The following is a 19,526-nucleotide window of genomic DNA, read 5'->3' as shown; positions in this document are numbered from 1 at the left end:
GCCCCGCCCTGGCCCCCGCTCCCGCTTCTCCCCCTGAAAGAGCAGACACGCATGAAGATCGTCGACGCGCAGGTCGTCGTCACCAGCCCCGGCCGTAACTTCGTCACGCTGAAGCTGACGACCGACGAGGGCGTCACCGGCCTCGGGGACGCCACGCTCAACGGCCGGGAGCAGGCTGTCGTCAGCTACCTGTCGGACCATGTCGTGCCCCTTATCCTCGGCCTGGACCCGCACCGCGTCGAGGACACCTGGCAGTACCTCTACCGGGGCGCCTACTGGCGGCGCGGACCGGTCACCATGGCGGCCATCGCCGCGGTCGACGTGGCCCTGTGGGACATCAAGGCCAAGGTGGCCGGCCTGCCCCTCTACCAGTTGCTCGGCGGAGCCAGCCGTGCCCGGCTGCGCACCTACGGCCACGCCAACGGCCGTGACATCCCCGAACTCCTCGACTCGGTCCGTGCCCGCCTGGCCGATGGCTACCCCGCCGTCCGGATCCAGTCCGGCATCCCCGGTCTGAAGGCCGTCTACGGCGTCCACACCACGGACACCGACGGCGCGGCCATCGCGCACCAGCAGGTCCGTCCCCTCGTCGAGGACTGGGACACCGACGCCTATCTGCGCCACACGCCCGCCGTGTTCGAAGCGGTCCGCGCCGAGTTCGGCCCCGACCTGCCTCTCCTGCACGACGCCCACCACCGGCTCACTCCGATCCAGTCCGCTCGGCTCGGCAAGGACCTGGAACCGTACCGGCCGTTCTGGCTGGAGGACTGCACCCCCGCCGAGAACCAGGACGCCTTCCGCCTGGTCCGCCGGCACACCACCACACCGCTGGCGGTGGGCGAGGTGTTCAACTCCGTCTTCGACTACCAGACTCTCGTCACCGAACAGCTCATCGACTACGTCCGCTCCGCCGTCACCCACTTCGGTGGCATCTCGCCGCTGCGCAAGCTGTTCGACTTCGCCGCCCAGTACCAGATCAGGACGGCGATCCACGGCCCCGAGGACATCTCCCCCGTGGGCATGGCCGCCGCACTCCATCTGGACCTCGCCATCCACAACTTCGGCATCCAGGAATACTCCGGATACACGCCCCTCACCCACGAAGTGTTCCCCCACGCCTTCACCTTCACCGACGGCCACCTCCACCCCGGGGACACCCCCGGCATCGGCGTCGGCCTCGACCTGGACCTCGCGGCCGCCCACCCCTACCGAGCCGCGTACCTGCCCGTGAACCGCCTCCAGGACGGCACCCTGCACGACTGGTGACCCGGCTGCCGTCGCACCACGGGGAGTTGACGGCCCCTGGGGCCGAGCGCGCGCCGCGTAGCCTCTTCCTCATGTCCGCCCCGTCCCCGCGTCGTGTCGCCGTCCTCGTGCTCGAAGGTGCGAAGCCCCTCGATGTCGGCATTCCCGCGCAGGTGTTCACGACCCGGGCGAGCATGCCGTACGAGGTGCGGGTGTGCGGCGCGGCGCCCGGTCCGGTGACCGGGGGCGACGGCCTGTCGTACCACGTCGCCCACGGCGTCGAGGCGCTGGAGTGGGCCGACCTCGTCTTCGTACCCGGCTACCGGCACCCGGACCGCGACGGACCGCCGCAGGCCGTCGTCGATGCGCTGATCGCCGCCCATGACCGGGGCGCGCGACTGGCGGCCATCTCCACGGGTGCCTTCGCGCTCGCCGCGACGGGCCTGCTCGACGGCAAGCGCGCCACGACGCACTGGCACTACACGCGGGCCCTCGCGGCGAAGCGTCCACTCGTCCGGGTCGACGCGAACGTCCTGTTCGTCGACGAGGGCAGTGTGCTGACGTCGGCCGGCGCCGCTTCGGGCATCGACCTGTGCCTGCACATCCTGCGCGGCGATCTCGGGGTGGCCGCGTCGAACCACGCGGCACGGCGCCTGGTGGCGGCCCCCTACCGCAGCGGCGGTCAGGCGCAGTACGTGCCGCGCAGTGTGCCCGAGTCGCTCGGCGAGCGGTTCGCCGCCACCCGGGAGTGGGCGCTGCACCGGCTCGCCGGTCCGCTCACCCTCGAAGCCCTCGCCCGGCACGCGGCGGTGTCGCCGCGCACGTTCTCCCGGCGCTTCGTCGAGGACACGGGGTACACGCCGATGCAGTGGGTCATGCGCGCCCGCATCGACGTCGCCCGCGAGCTGCTCGAACGTTCGCAGCGGAGCGTCGAGCAGATCGCCGCCGACGTCGGTCTCGGCACCGGCGCGAATCTGCGGCTGCACTTCCATCGCGTGCTCGGCACCACACCGAGCGACTACCGGCGCACCTTCGCCCAGGACACGCTCTGAGGGCCCTGGCGCGATCCTTACGGACCATGGCGATCACGCTGCTGTCACCGGCGGACGCCGCGCGCGAATCTGAGGGTGAAACCGAAGGGACACACTCATGACTCGTATCGCCATCAACGGATTCGGCCGCATCGGACGCAATGTGCTGCGCGCGCTGCTCGAACGCGAAAGCGACCTGGAGGTCGTCGCCGTCAACGACCTCACCGAGCCCGCCGCTCTCGCGCGACTGCTGGCCTTCGACTCGACCTCGGGCCGGCTCGGCCGCCCGGTCACCGCCGATGGTGACACCCTCGTCGTCGACGGCCGTCGCATCGCCGTGCTCGCCGAGCGTGAACCGGCCCGGCTGCCTTGGGCCGAGCTCGGCGTGGACCTCGTGCTGGAGGCGACCGGCCGCTTCACATCGGCCGAGGCGGCCCGCGCCCACATCGAAGCGGGCGCGAAGAGAGTGCTCATCAGCGCGCCTGCGGACGGCGCCGATGTCACACTCGCGTTCGGCGTCAACACGGACGCCTACGATCCGGCGGCACACACGATCGTCTCGAACGCCTCGTGCACGACCAACGCGCTCGCGCCGCTGGCCGCGGTGCTCGACGGTCTCGCGGGCATCGAGCACGGCTTCATGACGACGGTGCACGCCTACACGCAGGAGCAGAACCTGCAGGACGGTCCGCACCGCGACGCCCGTCGCGCCCGCGCCGCCGCTGTCAACATCGTGCCGACCACGACGGGCGCCGCCAAGGCGATCGGCCTCGTGCTGCCGAACCTCGACGGCAAGCTGTCGGGCGACTCGATCCGCGTGCCGGTGCCGGTGGGCTCGATCGTCGAACTCAACACGACCGTCGCCCGCGACGTGACGCGCGATGAGGTGCTGGCGGCGTACCGTGCAGCGGCGCAGGGGCCGCTCGCGGGCGTACTCGAGTACTCGGACGACGCGCTCGTGTCGTCCGACATCACCGGCAATCCGGCCTCGTCGATCTTCGACTCGGCCCTCACCCGCGTCGACGGCCGCCACATCAAGGTGGTCGCCTGGTACGACAACGAGTGGGGCTTCTCGAACCGTGTGATCGATACGCTCCAGCTCCTCGCCGCCGGCTGACGACGCGCCGGGACCCGCGCTCCGGCACCGTGACGCCGACGGACCACACCATGGTGCCGGTGCACCCGAGCCAGGAAACCCTGGAGGCGGGCGGGGACCACCTGAGGGAAGTGAGCGGTCATGGGCGAGATCGTCGACGAGATCGGCCGGGTGCACCGGGAGGTCGGCACACGGCGTGTGGCGTCGCAGGAGGCGGGCACGGTGCTGCTGCGGCGCACCTTCGGTGCCGATGCCGCCGATGTGTGGGACGCGGTGACATCGCCGGAACGGATCGCCCGGTGGTTCCTGCCGGTCACCGGCGATTTCCGCGTCGGCGGCACGTACCAGCTGGAGGGGAACGCCGGCGGCGAGATCCTGGAGTGTGTGCGCCAGGAGCGGCTGCGGGTGTCCTGGGTGTTCGGCCCCGATCCCGGCTTCAGCCAGGTCGAGGTACGTCTGACACCGCAGGACGCGGGGCGGACCGTGTTCGAGCTGGAGCACGTGTCCGTGGTTCCCGAGGAGTTCCGGAGCCAGTACGGTCCCGGCGCGGTCGGGATCGGCTGGGATCTTGCGCTGCTGGGGCTCGGATGGCACTTGGCGGGCGAGGGGATCAGCCCGCGGGACGCCGTGGAGTGGGGGACCTCACCCGAGGCGCAGGCCTTCGTGGCGCGCTCGGGCGAGGAGTGGGGCCGTGCGTTCGCCGCCTCGGGTGCGGACCCGGACACCGTGGCCGCGACCACGGTGGCGACGATCGAGTTCTACACGGGGGCCGAGGGGTGACCGGGACCGGCCGCGGTCGGCGGACCGGTCACCGTGGGCCTGCATGGGCAGGGTGACGGGCTAGTTCCGGTCGGCCTGCTCGGCGCGGGCGGCGTTGCGCTCCTTGATGCGCGCGGCCTCCTTGCGGACCTCCGCCTGGGTGGCGCGCTCCTTCTGCAGCCACTCGGGGCCGTCCTGCTTCAGGGCATCGATCTGCTCGGTGGTGAGGGGTTCCGTGACGCCGCCCCGCGCGAGGCCCGCGATGGAGACGCCCAGCTTCGACGCGACCACAGGACGGGGGTGCGGGCCGTTGCGGCGCAGCTCCACCAGCCACTGGGGCGGGTCGGTCTGCAACGCGTTCAGCTCGGCGCGCGAGACGACGCCCTCCTGGAACTCTGCGGGGGTGGCTTCGAGGTACACACCCAGCTTCTTCGCCGCGGTGGCGGGCTTCATCGTCTGGGTGGTCTGGTGCGACGTCATGGTGTCCAGGGTATCGAGCATGTACGCCGCCTCCGACCACGGCCGGTAACCTGGCGGAGTGACAGGCTCGGAAGAACCCCCTGCGTTCCGGCTCGCCTACGTCCCGGGCGTGACCCCGACCAAGTGGGTGCGGATCTGGAACGAGCGACTGCCCGGTACCCCCCTGACCCTGGTCGGCGTGCCCGCCGCCGAGGCAGCGGCACTGCTGCGCGGCAGCGGTGCCGACGCCGGTTTCGTGCGGCTGCCGGTCGACCGTACGGACCTGAGCGCGATCCCCCTCTACACCGAGACGACCGTGGTCGTGGTCCCCAAGGATCACGAGGCGACGGCCGTCGAGGAGTTGTCGCCCGAGGACCTGGCCGAGGAGACCGTGCTGCATCCCCTCGACGACACCCTCGACTGGGAGCGCCCGCCCGGCAGGCCCGCGTTCGAGCGGCCCGCCACGACGGAGGACGCCGTGGCGCTGGTGGCTGCGGGGGTGGGGCTGCTGGTCGTACCGCAGTCGCTGGCCCGTCTGTACCACCGCAAGGACCTCACCTACCGGCCGCTCACCGATGCCCCCGAGTCGCGGATCGCGCTGTCGTGGCCGCAGGAGAGGACGACCGACCTGGTGGAGGAGTTCATCGGGATCGTCCGCGGCCGGACCGTCAACAGCACCCGGGGCCGCCCCCCGACACCTCCGCAGCCCAAGGCCAAAGCCAAGGCCAAGCCCAAGGCCAAGGGCACCGACGGCAGGAAGAGCGCGACCCCGCGCAAGCCGGCGGCGGGCAAGCAGCCCAGGGGCGGCGCCAAGCGCGGAAAGCCCCGCCGCAGGCCGTGACGTGCTGTCGGGGCTGCCCCTCGACGGCCCCGCACCCCTACCCGTAGTACTTCGGAGCTACGCGCCGGGTGCGCTCCCGAGCGGGACGCCGACCACACAGGTCGGTCCATAACTTCGGTACCGGATTCAACGAGAAGCCTCCGGTACGGAAGGACCCTCCACACCGCGTCGGCTCACAGGGCGCCGTACACCGCGTCGACCAGTGTCATCTTGCGCGGGTCATCGGCGACGTGCGCGCCCATGCGGTTCATGACGTAACCGAGGGCGATCCCCGCCTCCGGGTCGGCGAGTCCGCTGGAGCCGCCGGCGCCGTCGTGGCCGAGGGCGCGCGGGTTGGGGCCGTACGACGCGTTCGGGCCGCTCAGCCAGAGGCCGAGGCCCAGCTCGGTCTCGTGGGCGAAGCCCGCGCCGAGTACCAGGTCACGGCAGCTGCCCTGGCCCTCGCGGACCCGCTCCGCCGCCTCCTGCGACAGGATCCGCCGGCCGTCGATGCTGCCGCGCCCTGCGATGATGCCGTAGAGGGAGGCGACCGCGCGGGCGGTGCCGTGCCCGTTGGCGGCGGGGATCTCGGCGGCGCGCCACCCGGGGGTGTTGGCGGCGGCGGTGCCCGTGCGGGGGTTGAGCAGCGAGGCGATGGCGACGGGCTCCATCCGGGCGAAGAGCGCGGCCTGTTCGGCGGACACGGACCTCGGCTGGACGAGCTCGGCGACCCGGTCGGCGTCCTTCTCCGGGAGGCCCACGGTGAAGTCGATGCCGAGCGGTCCGGTGATCTCCTGCCGCAGGAACTCCCCGGGGAGCAGCCCGGTGATCCGGCGGATGACCTCGCCGACGAGGAATCCGTAGGTGATGGCGTGGTAGCCGGAGCGGGTGCCGGGCTCCCACCAGGGCTCGGTGGCCGCGAGACGGGCCGTGGTCAGCTCCCAGTCGTAGAGCTCGGCCAGGGTGTGGGGATCGCGCAGGCCGGCGACCCCCGAGCGGTGCGAGAGCAGATGGCGTACGCGCACGGACTCCTTGCCCCCGGCGGCGAATTCGGGCCAGTACGCGGCCACCGGGGCGTCCAGGTCGAGCAGGCCGCGGTCGGCCAGGAGATGGGCGCAGAGCGCGACCGGGCCCTTCGTCGTGGACCAGACGTTGACCACGGTGTCCCGCTCCCAGGGGCGGGTCCGCGCTCCGTCGGCCCAGCCGCCCCAGAGGTCCACCACGGGCCGGCCGTCGAGCAGGACGGTGACCGCGGCGCCCAGCTCGTCACGCTCGGCGAAATTCGCCGCGAACGCGTCACGCACCGCGGCGAACCGCTCGTCGCAGTGGCCTTGGATCTGCGGCAGGGTCTGCGGCACGGGTCTGACTCCTCGTCTCGGCTGCTCGCACCGTACCGACTGGTCGGACCGACGGGAAGGCATCGCGGGCGACGTTCCCTCGGCCGGGTGAGATGCGGTCAGAGACTGAGGCTCCAGCGGCCGGGCAGTCCGGTGACGGCCACGGCGGAGAGCGGGCGGACGTCGACGTTCCAGTACGTCGAGGGCGGAGCCTTCAGGGCGTAGACCAACGCCGCGCGGACGACGGCGGGTTCGGCGACCGCGACGACGGTGCCCTCGACGACCGGGCGGGTGTCCAGCCAGCTCCCCACCCTGGATATGAAGGCGAGCAGGGACTCACCGCCGTGCGGTGCGGAGCGCGGGTCGGCCAGCCAGGCGTCGACACCGGCCGGCTCGGTGGCGGCGACGTCGGCCAGGGTGAGCCCCCGCCAGCGGCCCATGTCGCAGTCGCGCAGCGCCAGCTGGACGAGCGGGGCGAAGCCGAGGGCGTCGCCGGTGGCGCGGCTGCGCGGGGTGGGTGAGCAGTAGCGCAGCTCGGCGGCGCCGAGCGGCACCAGCGCGTGCGCGGCGAGCTGGACCTCGCGCCAGCCGGCGTCGTCGAGCGGCCGGTCGTCGTCGAAACGCTCGGCGAGGAGTGCGGAACTGCGCGCTGCGGCGACCAGGGACACCCGAACACTCATGGCGCGATCGTGGGGCCCGGCGCCACAACGGTCAAGAGGGCCCGGCACGCACGGGCGCCCCGTGCTCAGCCGGCGTGGAGGATCATCCACATGTCCGGCTCGGGGAGCGGGGTGAAGCCGAGCTTCGCGTAGACGCCGTGCGCGTCCTTGGTGGCGAGCAGGAACCTGCGCACGCCCAGCGGGATCAGCTCGTCCCTGACGGTGGTGACCAGCCGGGTGCCGAGGCCCTCACCGCGGGCCGCGCGGTCGACGTAGACGTCGCATATCCAGGCGAAGGAGGCGCGGTCGGTGACCACACGGGCGAAGGCGACCTGTTCGCCCGAAGTGGTGTCGTAGGCGGCGTAGTTGAGTGAGCCGGCCGTCATACGGTCCTGCTGCTCCCTGGTACGCCCCAGGGCCCAGTAGGCGTCCGTGGACAGCCAGTGGTGGATACGGACGGGGTCCAGCCGTGCGGGATCGTCGGAGATCTCGTAGCGCTGCCCGGCGCTGTCGTGATGGTTCATCCCGGGAGGCTATCGCCCGGCGTCCGCAACGTGTCGGCGGCCGTGCGCAGTCGGCGCATGCCCTCGGCGATCTCGGCGGGGCCCGAGACGGCCGCGAAGCTCAGCCTGATGTGCCCCGCCGGGGGTTCGGCGCAGTGGTAGGGACGGCCCGGGGCGACGGCGACACCGGCCCGCAGCGCGGCGGAGACCAGGGCGGGCTCCTCGGCTCCCGGCCCGGGGAGCCGGAGCCAGAGGCTGCCGCCGCCCGACGGCACGTGCGCCAGGGTGAGTTCGGGCAGCCGGCTGCGCACGGCGGCCGTCATCGCGGCGCGGCGGCTTCCGAGTTCGGCGGCGACGGTACGCAGATGGCGGTCCCAGGCCGGGGAGCTCACGAGTTCGAGTGCGGCCTCCTGGAGCGGGCGCGGCACGAAGAAGCTGTCGACGACCTGGATCGCGCGCAGCCGCTCCCTGACAGGTCCACGGGCGGCCAGCGCACCGACCCGGAGACTCGGTGACGTGATCTTGGTGAGGGAGCGCACATGGATCACGACGCCGTCCGGGTCGTCCACGGCCAGGGGCTCGGGGAGCGGTCCCGCGTCGTCGTGGACCAGGCGGCGGGCGAAGTCGTCCTCGATGACGAAGGCGCCGGCCAGCCGGGCGGCCCGCACGATGCGCTCACGCCGCTCGGGGGCGAGGGTCACGCCCGTCGGGTTGTGGAAGAGCGGCTGGCAGACGAAGACCTTGGCGCCGGTGGCACGGAAGACGGCCTCCAGCAGGTCGGGCCTGACCCCGTCGGCGTCCATGGGGACGGGCACCGGCCGCAGTCCGGTGGCCCGGGCGGCGGCCAGCATGCCGGGATAGGTGGGCGACTCGACGAGTACGGGGGCGCCGGGCGGGGCGAGCGCCCGCAGCGCCGTGGCCAGGGCGCTCTGCCCGCCGGCCGTGATCAGGACGTCGGGTCCTGTGAGTGTGGGCCCGATCTCACGGGCGAACCAGTCGCGCAGCTCCGGCAGCCCGCAGGTGGGCGGCCTCCCCCACGCCCCTGGCCTGCGGCCGGCCCTGGCCAGGGCGGCGGCCAGGGCACGCTCGGGCTGGAGACCCGGGTGGAGGTAGCCGCCATTGAACTCGATGACTCCGGACGGGGGTTCGGCGAGCGTGACCAGGACCCCCGAAGCGTCGACGGTGCGCGGCACGACCTCGGGCCCGCCGCCCCCGCTGAGCGTCACCTCCTGCCAGGAGGTGTCGCCCGGCGGGGGCACGGCGCCACGGGTGTCGGCCCGGAAGGCTCCCGCTCCGGGGCGGGTGACGACCAGGCCCTCGGCTGCGAGCTGCGCGACCGCCCGCGAGACGGTCACCGGGCTGACCTTGAAACGCTCGACGAGCGCACGGCTGGACGGCAGCTTCCCACCCGGTGAGTAGCGGTTCAGCTCACCCCGCAGAGAGGACACCAGTTCAGCCACGCTGCTACGCTCGTACATGACAGCGCAGAGTAGCACTACCGATCAGTTGACGATAGCGGCCGAGGGCGGCCGACCCCTGGCACGCCGCGGCCCGGGCGGCGGCGTCGTGCTCGCCGGGCTCGGCGTCCTCGCCTTCTCACTGACCTTCCCCTCGACGGTGTGGGGCCTGGAGAGCTTCGGCCCCTGGTCCCTGGTCACCGTGCGCAGCGTGCTCGCGGCGCTGATAGCGGGTTGCGCCCTGCTCGTGGGCCGGGTCCCGGTGCCCGCACGACGCCACCGGGCGGGCCTCGCGGTCGTCGCGTGCGGTGTGGTCGTGGGGTTCCCGCTGCTGACCACGCTGGCGCTCCAGACCTCCACCAGCTCGCACGCCGCGGTCGTGGTGGGGCTGCTGCCGCTGACGACGGCGCTCTATTCGACGCTGCGCACCGGCTCGCGCCCGCCACGCGCCTTCTGGGTCGCGGCGCTGGCCGGAGCGGCCGTGGTGATCGCCTTCACGGTCCAGCAGAGCGGCGGGAAGCTCTCAGGCGGCGATCTGTACCTGTTCGGGGCGCTGCTCGTCTGCGCGGCCGGATACGCCGAGGGAGGCAAGCTGGCCGGGGTGATGCCCGGCTGGCAGGTGATCGGCTGGGCGCTCGTCATGACCCTGCCGCTCGCGGTGGCGGGCGCGGCCGTCGCGCTGCCCTTCGAACCGGTGCACCTCACGGCGCACGGGGTCATCGGACTGGTCTGGGTGGCCGCGGGGTCGACCTTCCTCGGGCTGTACGTCTGGTACCGGGGCATGGCGGAGATCGGCGTACCGCGAGCCAGTCAGCTCCAGCTGGCGCAGCCGCTGCTCACCCTGGTCTGGTCGTTCCTCGCTCTCGGCGAGGAGGTGGCGGCCGCCGCACCGGTGGCGGCGGTCGCCGTCCTGGTGTGCATCGCGGTCACCCAGCGCGCGGGGCGGCCCGCCGCACGCCGCGCGGAAGCCGCCGCGCCCGTGGAGTCATAGACTTGTCGACATGGACCGCCACCCGTGAGGAGGTCGCTCCCGATGGAGGCACACACGGGCGACCGGCTGGTGACACACGGCAGGACCGTGGGTCAGCATGACCGGGTCGCAGAGATCATCGAGGTGCTCGGCGACGGGGGCAGTCCCCCGTACCGGCTGCGCTTCGAGGACGGCCACGAGTCGATCAGGTCCCCCGGCCCCGACAGCGTCGTCCAGCACACCGCCGCCGAGGACCGGGACCGCTAGGACCGGGACCGCCGGAAACAGGACCGCCGGCGAAGGTCAGCGCGGTGTACGGGCCCTGGCCCGGTAGTGGTCGGCCACGAGCCGGGCCATGGCCCCCGCGGGGTCGTCCTTCACCTGCTTCGCGGAGAAGTAGACATGGCCGCCGACCTCGGGATGCTCCGCGGCGAGGTCCAGGTGCCTGGAGAGTTCGGCCGGGTCCTGCCAGGCCGCGGGCTGGGCGGGGTCGCCGGCCTTGTACAGCGCCTCTCCGATGTACAGACCGACCTCGGTGCCGCGGACCGTCTCGGCCCACCAGGGCACCAGCTTCGCGTAGTCGGCGGCGGGGAAGCCGATGTTCCAGTAGATCTGCGGACAGATGTAGTCGATCCAGCCCTCCTTGACCCACTTCCGGGTGTCGGCGTGCAGGTCGTCGTACGTCTGCACGCCGCCCGCCGTGTCGGAGCCCAGCGGATCGGTCGTGGAGTTGCGCCACACCCCGAAGGGGCTGATCCCGAACCGGACGCCGCTCCTGACCTCCTTGATGCGTGTCGCCGTCTCACGCACCAGCCGGTCGGTGTTGTCACGGCGCCAGGACGCCTTGTCACCGAAGTCCGCGCCGTAGCGCTCGTAGGTGGCGTCGTCGTCGAAGACCTGGCCGGCCACCGGATAGGGGTAGAAGTAGTCGTCCCAGTGCACCGCGTCGACGGCGTAGCGGCTGACCGCGTCGAGCATCGCGTCCTGGACGAACTTCCTGACCTCGGGCACGCCCGGGTTGTAGTAGAGCTTCCCGCCGTACGGCAGGACCCAGTCCGGATGCCGCCGGGCGGGGTGGGTGGCGACGAGACGTGAGGGGTCCGTGTGGTTCGCCACGCGGTACGGGTTGAACCACGCGTGCAGTTCCAGACCGCGGGCGTGCGTCTCGCGCACCGCCGTGCCCAGCGGGTCCCAGCCGGGGTCCTTGCCCTGGACACCGGTGAGGCACTCGGCCCACGGCTCGTACGACGAGGGCCACAGGGCGTCGGCGCTCGGCCGGACCTGGAGGACCACGGCGTTCAGCCGCAGTGCGACCGCCCGGTCCAGGTGCGCGGTCAGCTCCGCCTCCTGGGCCGCGGCGCTCAGACCGGGCCGCGAGGGCCAGTCCAGGTTGCCGACCGTGGCGATCCACACCCCGCGCAGCTCACCCGCGTCCGCCGCACGGCGCCCGTACGGAGGGGGACCCGGCCTGCGCGCCGCCGCGGCGTCGCCCGCTGTCATCAGCGCGGCGACGGTGCCCGCCGCGCCCATCATCAATGACCTGCGGCCCATACGAGGCATCTGCATCCCTTTCGTTCCTCTGTCCCTGTGTGTCACGTCGGCAGTGCGTGACACAGATCATGCCTTCCTCCGGCCGTCCCGACCCGCGGCTCACCGGAACCGGGCCTCGGAGTAACGTCGTGGGGTCGAGGCGGACACCGGAATCAAACGGGACTGCCGCACGAGGATCAGCGAAAGGCACGAGGTGACGGAGTCTATGGCCGACATTGCACGCGTCGGGGTGGTGGGCTGTGGCCAGATGGGCGCAGGCATCGCGGAGGTGTGCGCCCGCAGCGGCCTCGATGTCAAGGTGGCCGAGACCACCGGAGAGGCCCTGGAGATAGGGCGCACCCGGCTCCACAACTCCCTCTCCAAGGCGGCCCAGCGCGGCAAGATCACCCCTGAGGAGCGTGACGAGACCCTCGCCCGCCTCAGCTTCACCACGGACCTCGGCGAGTTCGCCGACCGTGACCTCGTCATCGAGGCGGTCGTGGAGAACGAGCAGGTCAAGACCGAAATCTTCCAGGTGCTGGACCAGGTGGTGACACGGCCGGACGCGATCCTCGCCTCGAACACCTCCTCCATCCCGCTGGTGAAGCTGGCCGTCGCGACCTCCCGTCCCGACCAGGTCATCGGGATCCACTTCTTCAACCCGGCGCCCGTGCAGCGGCTCGTCGAGCTGATCCCCGCGCTGACGACGTCCGACGAGACCGTCAAGCGTGCGGAATCCGTCGTGCGGACCGTGCTGGACAAGCACCCGATCCGCGCCCAGGACCGCTCGGGCTTCGTCGTCAACGCCCTGTTGATCCCATACCTGCTCTCCGCCATCCGGATGTTCGAGTCGGGCATCGCCAGCCGAGAGGACATCGACAACGGCATGGAGATGGGCTGCGCCCACCCGATGGGGCCGCTCAAGCTCGCCGACCTGATCGGCCTCGACACCGTGGCCTCGGTCGCCGACTCGATGTACGCGGAGTACAAGGAGCCGCTGTACGCCGCTCCCCCGCTGCTCCAGCGGATGGTCGACGCGGGCCGACTCGGCCGCAAGACGGGCTCGGGCTTCTACCCGTACGTCTGACCACTCGTCAGCGGGCCCGGCGTTCGCACCGCCGGGCCCCGCCGGGGCACGTGTCCGGACGACCGGACGGGGATTCAGCGAAGGGCCGGCACGGCCCGCCGGCCGCGTCCGGTGTAGGCACCGATCGGGCGGATCAGGGCGTTGTGCTCCAGCTGTGGGCCGGCCAGCGGCGCGTTCAACGCCATGTTCGGCGTCAACACCGACTCCAACGGCTGGGCCGTCTCCGGCCTGAACGCCTGCGGCACCGACCCGCAGACCGGTGACTTCCTCACCTCCGCGGGCAAGACCCCCGTCGACTTCCTCATCTCGCAGCAGTTCAACCCCGGCGGCGGCTTCAAGTACCTGCCCGGTGACACCACCCCGTCCGCCTACCCCTCGATCGACGGCCTCCGCGCCGTCGCGGGCGGCGGCTTCACAGCGGCTCCCCCCGTCCCCTCGACCGCCGGGGCACCGCGGTGGGCCGCCCAGAGCGACTTCACCGCCGGAACCCCCACCGAGCTGGCGGTCACGGTGGACGACGGCGCGGGAGGCCTGACGGTCTGCTCCGTCACCTTCACCCCCACCGGCACCACGACCACCCTGGGCACCGTCCTCGACTCGGCCGCGACCGCAGCCACCCCGGCCGGCTGTGTGAACAGCGTGACCCCCGCCACCGGAACGGGCACCGTCACGGCTCTCGACGGCAAGGCCAACAGCGGCTCGAACACCTGGAAGGTCAGCGTCGACGGGTCGTCCTTCGCCGGAGCGACCCGCGGAAAGGTGATCAACGCGGGCGACACCGTCGCCCTGCGCTGGGGCGCCTGACCTGGAAATGGACTGACGCCCGGGGCCAGGCTTCCTGCGTGCTCCGGCCCCCGGGGAGCGGTCCACAGTTGCGGACTTGCGCATCATTTCCTTCCTGCCGACCGCATCCGACATAGCGGCTGAGCTCGGACTGGCAGAAAACCCGGGCGCAAAGGGTTTACGACGTCCGACGGTCAGGAACCGTGGCGCCGAAACGGAGATTTTCCCGCCCGCCCTTCCCGCTGAACGGGCCCGCCGGACGCCGTTTGAACGCGAGCCGGCGGTGGACGGTACGGAAACTCTTTTCGAAACAGGCGTGAAGCGGACTCCACAGGCCGGATAACCGGGCACAGCGCCCACCGAACCTCCGACCACAGTCTTTTGGGTGCGCGCAAAACATTGCTTGACTAGCGGAGGAGACCATTCCTAGGCTCTGAGGCAATCACGCGGAACGAATCGACTACCCCATGCCCGACATTCACTCTGCGTGATACCCCACATCTGAGTACAGAAAGGCGGTATCCAGTGGTGACCACCCGCATTACAGATACCCCGAACACTCAAGGCCGGACGCCGAACCGTTACGGTCCACTCACCGACGACTGACCGGGCCGAACGCGGCGGCGAGCGGCGAGAGACCCCGCAGCCATTCCCCCTGCCCCCTCACGGCGGGCGGGGCACGCCCGACACCTGCAAGAGTTTCACCGGAAAGTCTCATTTCAATTCCCGGGCGTTCACCCCCGCTGCCCGTCGCTTCCCAGGACACCGGTTTCCCCTGTGGTTTCGACCGGCTATTCCTCGTTTCCCCGAAGTGAGATTTGCTTACCGAAATCCAGCACGTCACTGCACTCGCCGACACCATGAAAGGTGTGTGCCATGTCCACCCCCACGACTGTCACGTGCGACACCTGCGGCACCGAACTGACTCGAACCAAGCAGTCCCGAACCTCGCAGCCCCGGGTCCGCTACTGTTCCAACGCCTGCCGTCAGCGCTCGTACCGGCTGCGGCAGAAGTCCGGCGGCGTGGAGGCCGGGCTGAGCAGCGAACTCCTGACTCAGCTGAGCAGCTTCGTCGGCCGCACCGAGGAGTTGGTCGAGCTGAACCGCCTGCTGCACGAGGCACGGCTGTTGACGCTGACGGGCCCCGCAGGCGTGGGCAAGTCCCGGCTGGCGCTGGAAGTGGCCGGTCAGGAGGCGCGCGGCCGCCGGAGCGAGGTCTCGGTCGTGCGGCTCGGTACGGTCACCGACGCAGACGACGTGCGCCGGCGAATCCTCGAAGCGCTCGGCGATGAGAGGGACGAGGGCCGGACGGCCTCCGCCCGGGACAGGCTGCTCGTTCTGGACGACTGCGACCAGGTGCTCTACTCGTGCGGAGCCCTGCTGACCGAGTTGCTCCCCGGACGGCCACGGCTGAGCGTGCTCGCCACCAGCAGAGAGCCGCTACGGCTGCCCGGCGAGTCGGTGTTCTCCGTGACGGGTCTGGCGTTGAGCGACCCGCAGTCCGTCAACTCGCTCGCCGGCGGTCTGCGTTCCGACGCGGTCGCGCTCTTCATGGAACGGGCCCGCGCGGTCGCCCCGGACTCCCGGCTCACCCGGGACAACGCCGCAGACATCGCCGAAATCTGCGCACGCCTGGACGGACTGCCGCTGCTCATCGAGATGGCCGCCCGGCTGATCCGCGTCTTCCCGCCGGCCGAGATCCGCTCACGGCTCCACGACCGGCTGACGCTCCTGACGAACGGCTGGCGGCTGGCGGACGACCGCCACCAGAGTCTGCGCGCCTCGCTGGAGTGGGGGTACGTGCTGCTGGGCCCGGCGGAACAGGCTTTGCTGCGCAGGCTGTCGATCCTGCCGGGCGGGTTCGGGCCCGACGCGGTCTCGGCGGTCACGGCGGACGTGCCGGAGGCGGCGGTCGCCCTGCCGGAACTCCTGGTCGCCCTGGAGTCGAAGTCCGTCATCACCCCGTCAACGGGCGGGGACGGCGGCGCCGCGCGCTTCCGGATGCTGGAGTCCACGCAGTGTTTCGGACAGGAGCGGCTCGTCGCCGAGGGCGAGGACACAGCGACGTACGAACGTCTGATCGCCTGGCTGACAACGATGTCTCTGCCGTTGCGGACCGAGGCAGTGGTGCCGGTCGCGACGCTGGACCGGCTGGCCCGGGAGCGGGACAATCTCGCACACGCGGTCCGGCGGATGGGAGAGGGCTCCGACGAACGGCAGTTGCTGCTGGTCGCGGCGTTGGCCGCGGTGGACGGGGCACAGGGTCGGGGCGCCGAGGTGGCCGGGGTCGTGGAGCATGCCCTGGAGCAGACCGCACCGAACTCCGACTACCGAGCCCTCGCGCTGGAAGCGGCGGCTCTGGCCGGTCGGGGCGACGGGGTGGCACGGTTGATCGACCAGGCGGTGCGGGAGGAGCGGCAGCGGGGCCGTTCACCGTTGCTGGGGCGGCTGCTGCTGAACCGCGGGATCCTGCACCAGGCGCGGGACGAGTGCCGGGCGTCGGTCGACGACCTGGAGGAATCGCTGGAGATCGGGCTGCGGGCTCAGCACGACACCCTCGTGGCGCTGAGCCTGGGCTCCCTCGCCCGGAACCGGTTGGAGGGCGGCGATCCGGCAGGTGCGGAGCGTGAGCTCGGACAAGCGCTCCCCGTACTCCGTGGTGGGGTGCCTCCGCAGTGGCTGAGCTCCGTTCTGTCCACCGCCGGCGCGCTGGCCCTGGAGAAGGGCGACCTGGAACGGGCGGAGGAGCACTTCGCCGAGGCCCTGCGCTGCCGTGCACATCATCACGCGGACGCCGCACGGGCGTTGGAAGGGCTGGCGCTGGTCGCGGCCCGCGGCTACCGGTTCGAACTCGGAACGCGGCTGCTGGGCGTGGCGGAAGGGGTGCGTGGCGACGGGCCGGGGGAGAGCGGCTGGTGGCAGCGACGTGTCCAGGAAGCGCGTGACACCGCGCTGCGAGCGCTGCCCGTGGGCCGGGCCGAGTCCTGGCTGGAGGCAGGTCGTGCGATGCCGTGGCCCCAGGCGCTGGCTCTGGCGCTCGGCAACGAAGTGTCGGAGCCCCGGGGCGAGGGGGCCGCGCATCCGCTGAGCAGGCGGGAGCGGGACGTGGCCGCGCTCGTCGTGGAGGGGTTGACGAACCGTCAGATAGCGGCGCGGATCCACGTGTCCGTGCGTACCGTCGAAACACACATCCGCCATATTCGCACCACACTGGGCCTGCGGTCCCGGGCACACATCGCGGCCTGGGAGGCGCAGCAGCAGGCGAGTGCACCGGCGGCGCCCGCGGCCGTGTCCACCTCCCCGCCGGCTGTGGCGCTGCGCCGCATGCCCGATGCGCGGGAGGTACTGCGAGGTGTGCGGGTCGGCGGCGTCGTCCGGCCGGAGCTGCGGGGCGTGTAGCCGTCGTGCGGCGGGCCGTCACGGCATGACCGTCGCGGGAGCGGTGGTCATGCCACGACGGCCCGCCCGGAAGGCGTGGGAGTGCCTGAGCGGTGTTGACGTCGGTCGCCGGGTCTCCGTCGTGCGGCGTGCCCGAACCGGCCGGCGGCGAGTCCTCAGGGTTCTCGGACGGTCTCCACTCGAATCAGTGCCATCGCGGTCTCCAGGGCGGTCTCGACCTCCTGCGGTGTGGATCCGACGGCGATGACATGACCCAGGCGGTCGTAGGCGGTCCGGGGCGGTCGGACCGTGCGGCCGAGGGCTCCGGTGGTGACGACGGACTCGACGCCGGGGACGCCGGCAGCCTCCGCGACACCGGTGATACCGGTCAGCCGACCGGTCTCCGTCGCCGTCAGGAACCGCAGTCCGGCGTGGAGCGCACGGTCGGCGGTCAGTGCGAGGGGGCGCCCGGTGGCGGCGCGGAGCTGTTGGTCCAGCAGGTCGATGCCGGTCGCGGCACGGACCAGTTGGGGGATCATGCCGCCGGCCAGGCGTCCGTTGATCTCGATGACGACGGGTCCCGCCGGGGTCAGCCGGACCTCGACGTGGGCGGGGCCGAGTTCGAAGCCGACCGCTTCGAGGGCCTTCCGGGCGCACTCCGCGATGTCGGCCCCCGCCGTGGTCGACAGGACGGCCGGGAAGACGTGCCCGGTCTCGACGAAGTGCGGCAACGCGGTGGCGGTCCGTCCCGTGACCCCCACGCACACGGCCTCGCCGTCGGCGCAGAACATCTCCACGCTGTACTCGGGAGCGTCCACGAACTCCTCGACGAGGACCTTGCCGGCGCGCGCCTGCCCCCGGACGTTCTCGGTGGCGGCGAGGATGTGCGCGGCCTGCGTGACGGCGCTCGCCTCGTCGGCGCACCAGCGCACGTCCTGGGATCCGGAGCCGTCCACCGGTTTGACCACGCAGGGCAGTCCGACGCGGGCGACGGCCGCCGCGACACCCTCAGCGGATCCGACGACGACGTGGGCGGGCTGGGGCATCCCCGCCTCGCTCAGGGCGGCGCGGGTCAGTGACTTGTCCCGGCAGAGTGCGGCAGTGCCGGGCGCGTGTCCGGGCCGTTCGAACGACCGGGCCAGGGCCGCCGCGTGGACGAGGTAGAAGTCGCTGGTGGTGGTGACTCCCGCGACGGTGCGTCCCGCGGCGGCCGAGTTGGCGGCTGCCCGGACTGCGGCCTCGTCCTCGGTGTCGCAGAGGACGGCGGAACAGCCCGTCTCGTCCAGTCCCGGGTAGCGGGCGGGGTCCTTGGTGAGGAGAACCGGTGCGAGGCCGAGCCGGGTCGCGGTGCGCAGGGCCAGCATGCCGGTGCCGGTGGTGTTGGATTCGACGAAGAGGAGGACCGGGCGCTCTCTGCGCGGAAGCGCCGCACAGGACCAGTTGTGGACGGTCGTGCCGAAGGCCACCTCGGTGGGGACGGTGGCGATCGGGCCCGCGGCCTCGTGCCCGTAGACGGAGTCGACGTATCGGTCCCCGCGGTCCGGCATGATGCCCACGAGCCGGGTCCCCGGGGCGGCGCGGGCGGCGAGGTGGGTGAGGACACGGTAGACCGAGCCGGAGGTGTTGCCTGCGAAGATCTTCTGTTCCCGCGCGAGGCTCTTGGTCGCGTCGAAGGCCTCGTCGTCGGACAGCCAGTGGACCTCGTCGAAGAGCCGGTAGTCGATGTTGTCGGGGTGGAGACTGTTGCCGAGGCCGCCCTGTTTGCGCGTGGCGACGTCGGGCTGGCCGAACAGCACGCTGCCGACGCAGTCGACGCCGACCACCTTCAGGTCGGGCAGGTGTTCCAGGAGCGCGGCGGAGGTGCCGCAGAGCGAGCCGCCACTGCCGACCGAGCCGACCAGGACGTTCACGGTGCCCAGGTCGTCGAGGAGTTCGGCGGCGAGCGTCCGGTAGGCGGCCGGGTTGTCCGGGTTGCTGTACTGCTGCGGCCACCAGGAGCCCGGCAGGTCACGCATCAGCTCGGCGAGGCGTTCGAGGCGGGCGCCCTGCCAGCCGTGCGCGGTCATGGCCTTCACGATGTGCACGCTGCAGCCCATCGCCTCGAGCTTGGCGAGGGTCACGGGGTCGATGCGGGGGTCGGTGACGATGTGCACGGGGTGCCCGAGGTACGTGCCGACGAGGGCGACGCCGAGGGCCATGGTGCCGGACGAGCTCTCCACGATCGGTGCGCCCTCTCGCAGGGCACCGGTGCGGCGTGCCTCGAGGATGATGCGGCGGGCGACGCGGTCCTTCATGGCGTAGGGGTTCAGCAGTTCGAGTTTGCCGTAGACCTCGACGCCGTCGGGGGCATCCACCCGCAGCCGCACGGCAGGGGTGTTTCCGATGGCGTCGACAAGGGTGTCGTGTCGCATG

The 19,526-nt window shown here is 71.8% G+C and carries 16 protein-coding genes and 1 pseudogene; 10 read left to right on the top strand and 7 right to left on the bottom strand.

Translation table 11 applies throughout. The features are described 5' to 3' along the window. The first annotated feature begins 51 nt into the window (after positions 1-51). The 4 genes from manD (at position 52) to OG623_RS29480 (ending at position 4,152) form a co-directional block, all read left to right on the top strand. The gene (gene manD / locus OG623_RS29495; protein ID WP_406150603.1) at positions 52-1,266 is read left to right on the top strand and encodes a D-mannonate dehydratase ManD; all 1,215 of its coding nucleotides are present in this window, start codon (positions 52-54) and stop codon (positions 1,264-1,266) included. Between the two features lie 71 nt (positions 1,267-1,337). Next, the gene (locus OG623_RS29490; RefSeq protein WP_406150601.1) at positions 1,338-2,297 is read left to right on the top strand and encodes a GlxA family transcriptional regulator; all 960 of its coding nucleotides are present in this window, start codon (positions 1,338-1,340) and stop codon (positions 2,295-2,297) included. Positions 2,298-2,394: 97 nt separating this feature from the next. After that, entirely contained in the window at positions 2,395-3,393 is a 999-nt protein-coding gene (gap, locus tag OG623_RS29485; protein WP_406150599.1) for a type I glyceraldehyde-3-phosphate dehydrogenase, read from the top strand. A 120-nt stretch (positions 3,394-3,513) separates the two neighbouring features. Next, positions 3,514-4,152 (top strand): SRPBCC family protein, encoded by a 639-nt coding sequence (locus OG623_RS29480; RefSeq protein WP_406150598.1) that lies wholly within the window; start codon positions 3,514-3,516, stop codon positions 4,150-4,152. Positions 4,153-4,212: 60 nt separating this feature from the next. On the opposite strand, the gene OG623_RS29475 is transcribed toward OG623_RS29480, so the two are convergent. Further along, positions 4,213-4,611 carry a DUF5997 family protein gene (locus OG623_RS29475; RefSeq protein ID WP_406150596.1) on the bottom strand — a complete coding sequence of 133 codons (399 nt, stop codon included), beginning with the start codon at positions 4,609-4,611 and terminating at the stop codon, positions 4,213-4,215. A 58-nt stretch (positions 4,612-4,669) separates the two neighbouring features. Between OG623_RS29475 and OG623_RS29470 the strand changes: the two genes are divergently transcribed. Then, entirely contained in the window at positions 4,670-5,431 is a 762-nt protein-coding gene (locus OG623_RS29470) for a LysR family substrate-binding domain-containing protein (RefSeq protein ID WP_406150595.1), read from the top strand. Between the two features lie 173 nt (positions 5,432-5,604). On the opposite strand, the gene OG623_RS29465 is transcribed toward OG623_RS29470, so the two are convergent. The 4 genes from OG623_RS29465 to OG623_RS29450 form a co-directional block, all read right to left on the bottom strand. Continuing rightward, complete coding sequence (locus OG623_RS29465) at positions 5,605-6,756, bottom strand: serine hydrolase domain-containing protein (RefSeq protein WP_406152063.1); 1,152 nt, start codon at positions 6,754-6,756, stop codon at positions 5,605-5,607. 110 nt (positions 6,757-6,866) lie between these two features. Then, positions 6,867-7,427: a histidine phosphatase family protein gene (locus OG623_RS29460; RefSeq protein ID WP_406150593.1), complete on the bottom strand. Its 561-nt coding sequence runs from the start codon at positions 7,425-7,427 to the stop codon at positions 6,867-6,869. Between the two features lie 65 nt (positions 7,428-7,492). Further along, positions 7,493-7,930 carry a GNAT family N-acetyltransferase gene (locus OG623_RS29455; protein WP_406150592.1) on the bottom strand — a complete coding sequence of 146 codons (438 nt, stop codon included), beginning with the start codon at positions 7,928-7,930 and terminating at the stop codon, positions 7,493-7,495. Further along, positions 7,927-9,387, bottom strand: a complete 1,461-nt coding sequence (locus OG623_RS29450; RefSeq protein WP_406150590.1) for a PLP-dependent aminotransferase family protein — start codon at positions 9,385-9,387, stop codon at positions 7,927-7,929. Before OG623_RS29450 ends, OG623_RS29455 begins: the two co-directional genes overlap by 4 nt. Between OG623_RS29450 and OG623_RS29445 the strand changes: the two genes are divergently transcribed. Together OG623_RS29445 and OG623_RS29440 are read left to right on the top strand one after the other, a co-directional pair. Next, entirely contained in the window at positions 9,386-10,357 is a 972-nt protein-coding gene (locus OG623_RS29445) for a DMT family transporter (RefSeq protein WP_406150588.1), read from the top strand. The two genes, OG623_RS29450 and OG623_RS29445, sit on opposite strands and share 2 nt — an antisense overlap. A 42-nt stretch (positions 10,358-10,399) precedes the next feature. After that, positions 10,400-10,603, top strand: a complete 204-nt coding sequence (locus tag OG623_RS29440) for a DUF1918 domain-containing protein (RefSeq protein WP_406150586.1) — start codon at positions 10,400-10,402, stop codon at positions 10,601-10,603. A gap of 36 nt (positions 10,604-10,639) precedes the next feature. Here OG623_RS29440 and OG623_RS29435 read toward each other — a convergent pair whose 3' ends face one another. Then, a complete protein-coding gene (locus OG623_RS29435) occupies positions 10,640-11,869 on the bottom strand; it encodes a glycoside hydrolase family 10 protein (RefSeq protein ID WP_406152062.1) in 1,230 nt (409 codons plus the stop codon). A gap of 223 nt (positions 11,870-12,092) precedes the next feature. Between OG623_RS29435 and OG623_RS29430 the strand changes: the two genes are divergently transcribed. The 3 genes and pseudogenes from OG623_RS29430 (at position 12,093) to OG623_RS29420 (ending at position 17,135) form a co-directional block, all read left to right on the top strand. Continuing rightward, on the top strand, positions 12,093-12,953 hold the full coding sequence (locus tag OG623_RS29430) for a 3-hydroxybutyryl-CoA dehydrogenase (protein WP_406150584.1): 861 nt from the start codon (positions 12,093-12,095) through the stop codon (positions 12,951-12,953). A gap of 165 nt (positions 12,954-13,118) precedes the next feature. Beyond that, positions 13,119-13,757: pseudogene (locus OG623_RS29425) on the top strand (hypothetical protein); the annotation flags it as partial. A gap of 855 nt (positions 13,758-14,612) precedes the next feature. Continuing rightward, positions 14,613-17,135: an ATP-binding protein gene (locus tag OG623_RS29420; protein ID WP_406150583.1), complete on the top strand. Its 2,523-nt coding sequence runs from the start codon at positions 14,613-14,615 to the stop codon at positions 17,133-17,135. Between the two features lie 155 nt (positions 17,136-17,290). Here OG623_RS29420 and OG623_RS29415 read toward each other — a convergent pair whose 3' ends face one another. Then, entirely contained in the window at positions 17,291-19,525 is a 2,235-nt protein-coding gene (locus tag OG623_RS29415; protein WP_406150582.1) for a pyridoxal-phosphate dependent enzyme, read from the bottom strand. Position 19,526: the final 1 nt, after the last annotated feature.

It is taken from the genome of Streptomyces sp. NBC_01012 (assembly GCF_045162755.1).
Taxonomy (GTDB): Bacteria; Actinomycetota; Actinomycetes; order Streptomycetales; family Streptomycetaceae; genus Streptomyces.
This window is presented reverse-complemented; position numbering and strand designations above follow the sequence as displayed.

Coding starts and splice junctions, on each gene's coding strand:
- OG623_RS29420 (WP_406150583.1), top strand. CDS start 14,613: ATGTCCACCCCCACGACTGTCACGTGCGACACCTGCGGCACCGAACTG.
- OG623_RS29455 (WP_406150592.1), bottom strand. CDS start 7,930: ATGAACCATCACGACAGCGCCGGGCAGCGCTACGAGATCTCCGACGAT.
- OG623_RS29450 (WP_406150590.1), bottom strand. CDS start 9,387: ATGTACGAGCGTAGCAGCGTGGCTGAACTGGTGTCCTCTCTGCGGGGT.
- OG623_RS29475 (WP_406150596.1), bottom strand. CDS start 4,611: ATGACGTCGCACCAGACCACCCAGACGATGAAGCCCGCCACCGCGGCG.
- OG623_RS29440 (WP_406150586.1), top strand. CDS start 10,400: ATGGAGGCACACACGGGCGACCGGCTGGTGACACACGGCAGGACCGTG.
- gap (WP_406150599.1), top strand. CDS start 2,395: ATGACTCGTATCGCCATCAACGGATTCGGCCGCATCGGACGCAATGTG.
- OG623_RS29490 (WP_406150601.1), top strand. CDS start 1,338: ATGTCCGCCCCGTCCCCGCGTCGTGTCGCCGTCCTCGTGCTCGAAGGT.
- OG623_RS29480 (WP_406150598.1), top strand. CDS start 3,514: ATGGGCGAGATCGTCGACGAGATCGGCCGGGTGCACCGGGAGGTCGGC.
- OG623_RS29460 (WP_406150593.1), bottom strand. CDS start 7,427: ATGAGTGTTCGGGTGTCCCTGGTCGCCGCAGCGCGCAGTTCCGCACTC.
- manD (WP_406150603.1), top strand. CDS start 52: ATGAAGATCGTCGACGCGCAGGTCGTCGTCACCAGCCCCGGCCGTAAC.
- OG623_RS29415 (WP_406150582.1), bottom strand. CDS start 19,525: ATGCGACACGACACCCTTGTCGACGCCATCGGAAACACCCCTGCCGTG.
- OG623_RS29430 (WP_406150584.1), top strand. CDS start 12,093: ATGGCCGACATTGCACGCGTCGGGGTGGTGGGCTGTGGCCAGATGGGC.
- OG623_RS29435 (WP_406152062.1), bottom strand. CDS start 11,869: ATGATGGGCGCGGCGGGCACCGTCGCCGCGCTGATGACAGCGGGCGAC.
- OG623_RS29445 (WP_406150588.1), top strand. CDS start 9,386: ATGACAGCGCAGAGTAGCACTACCGATCAGTTGACGATAGCGGCCGAG.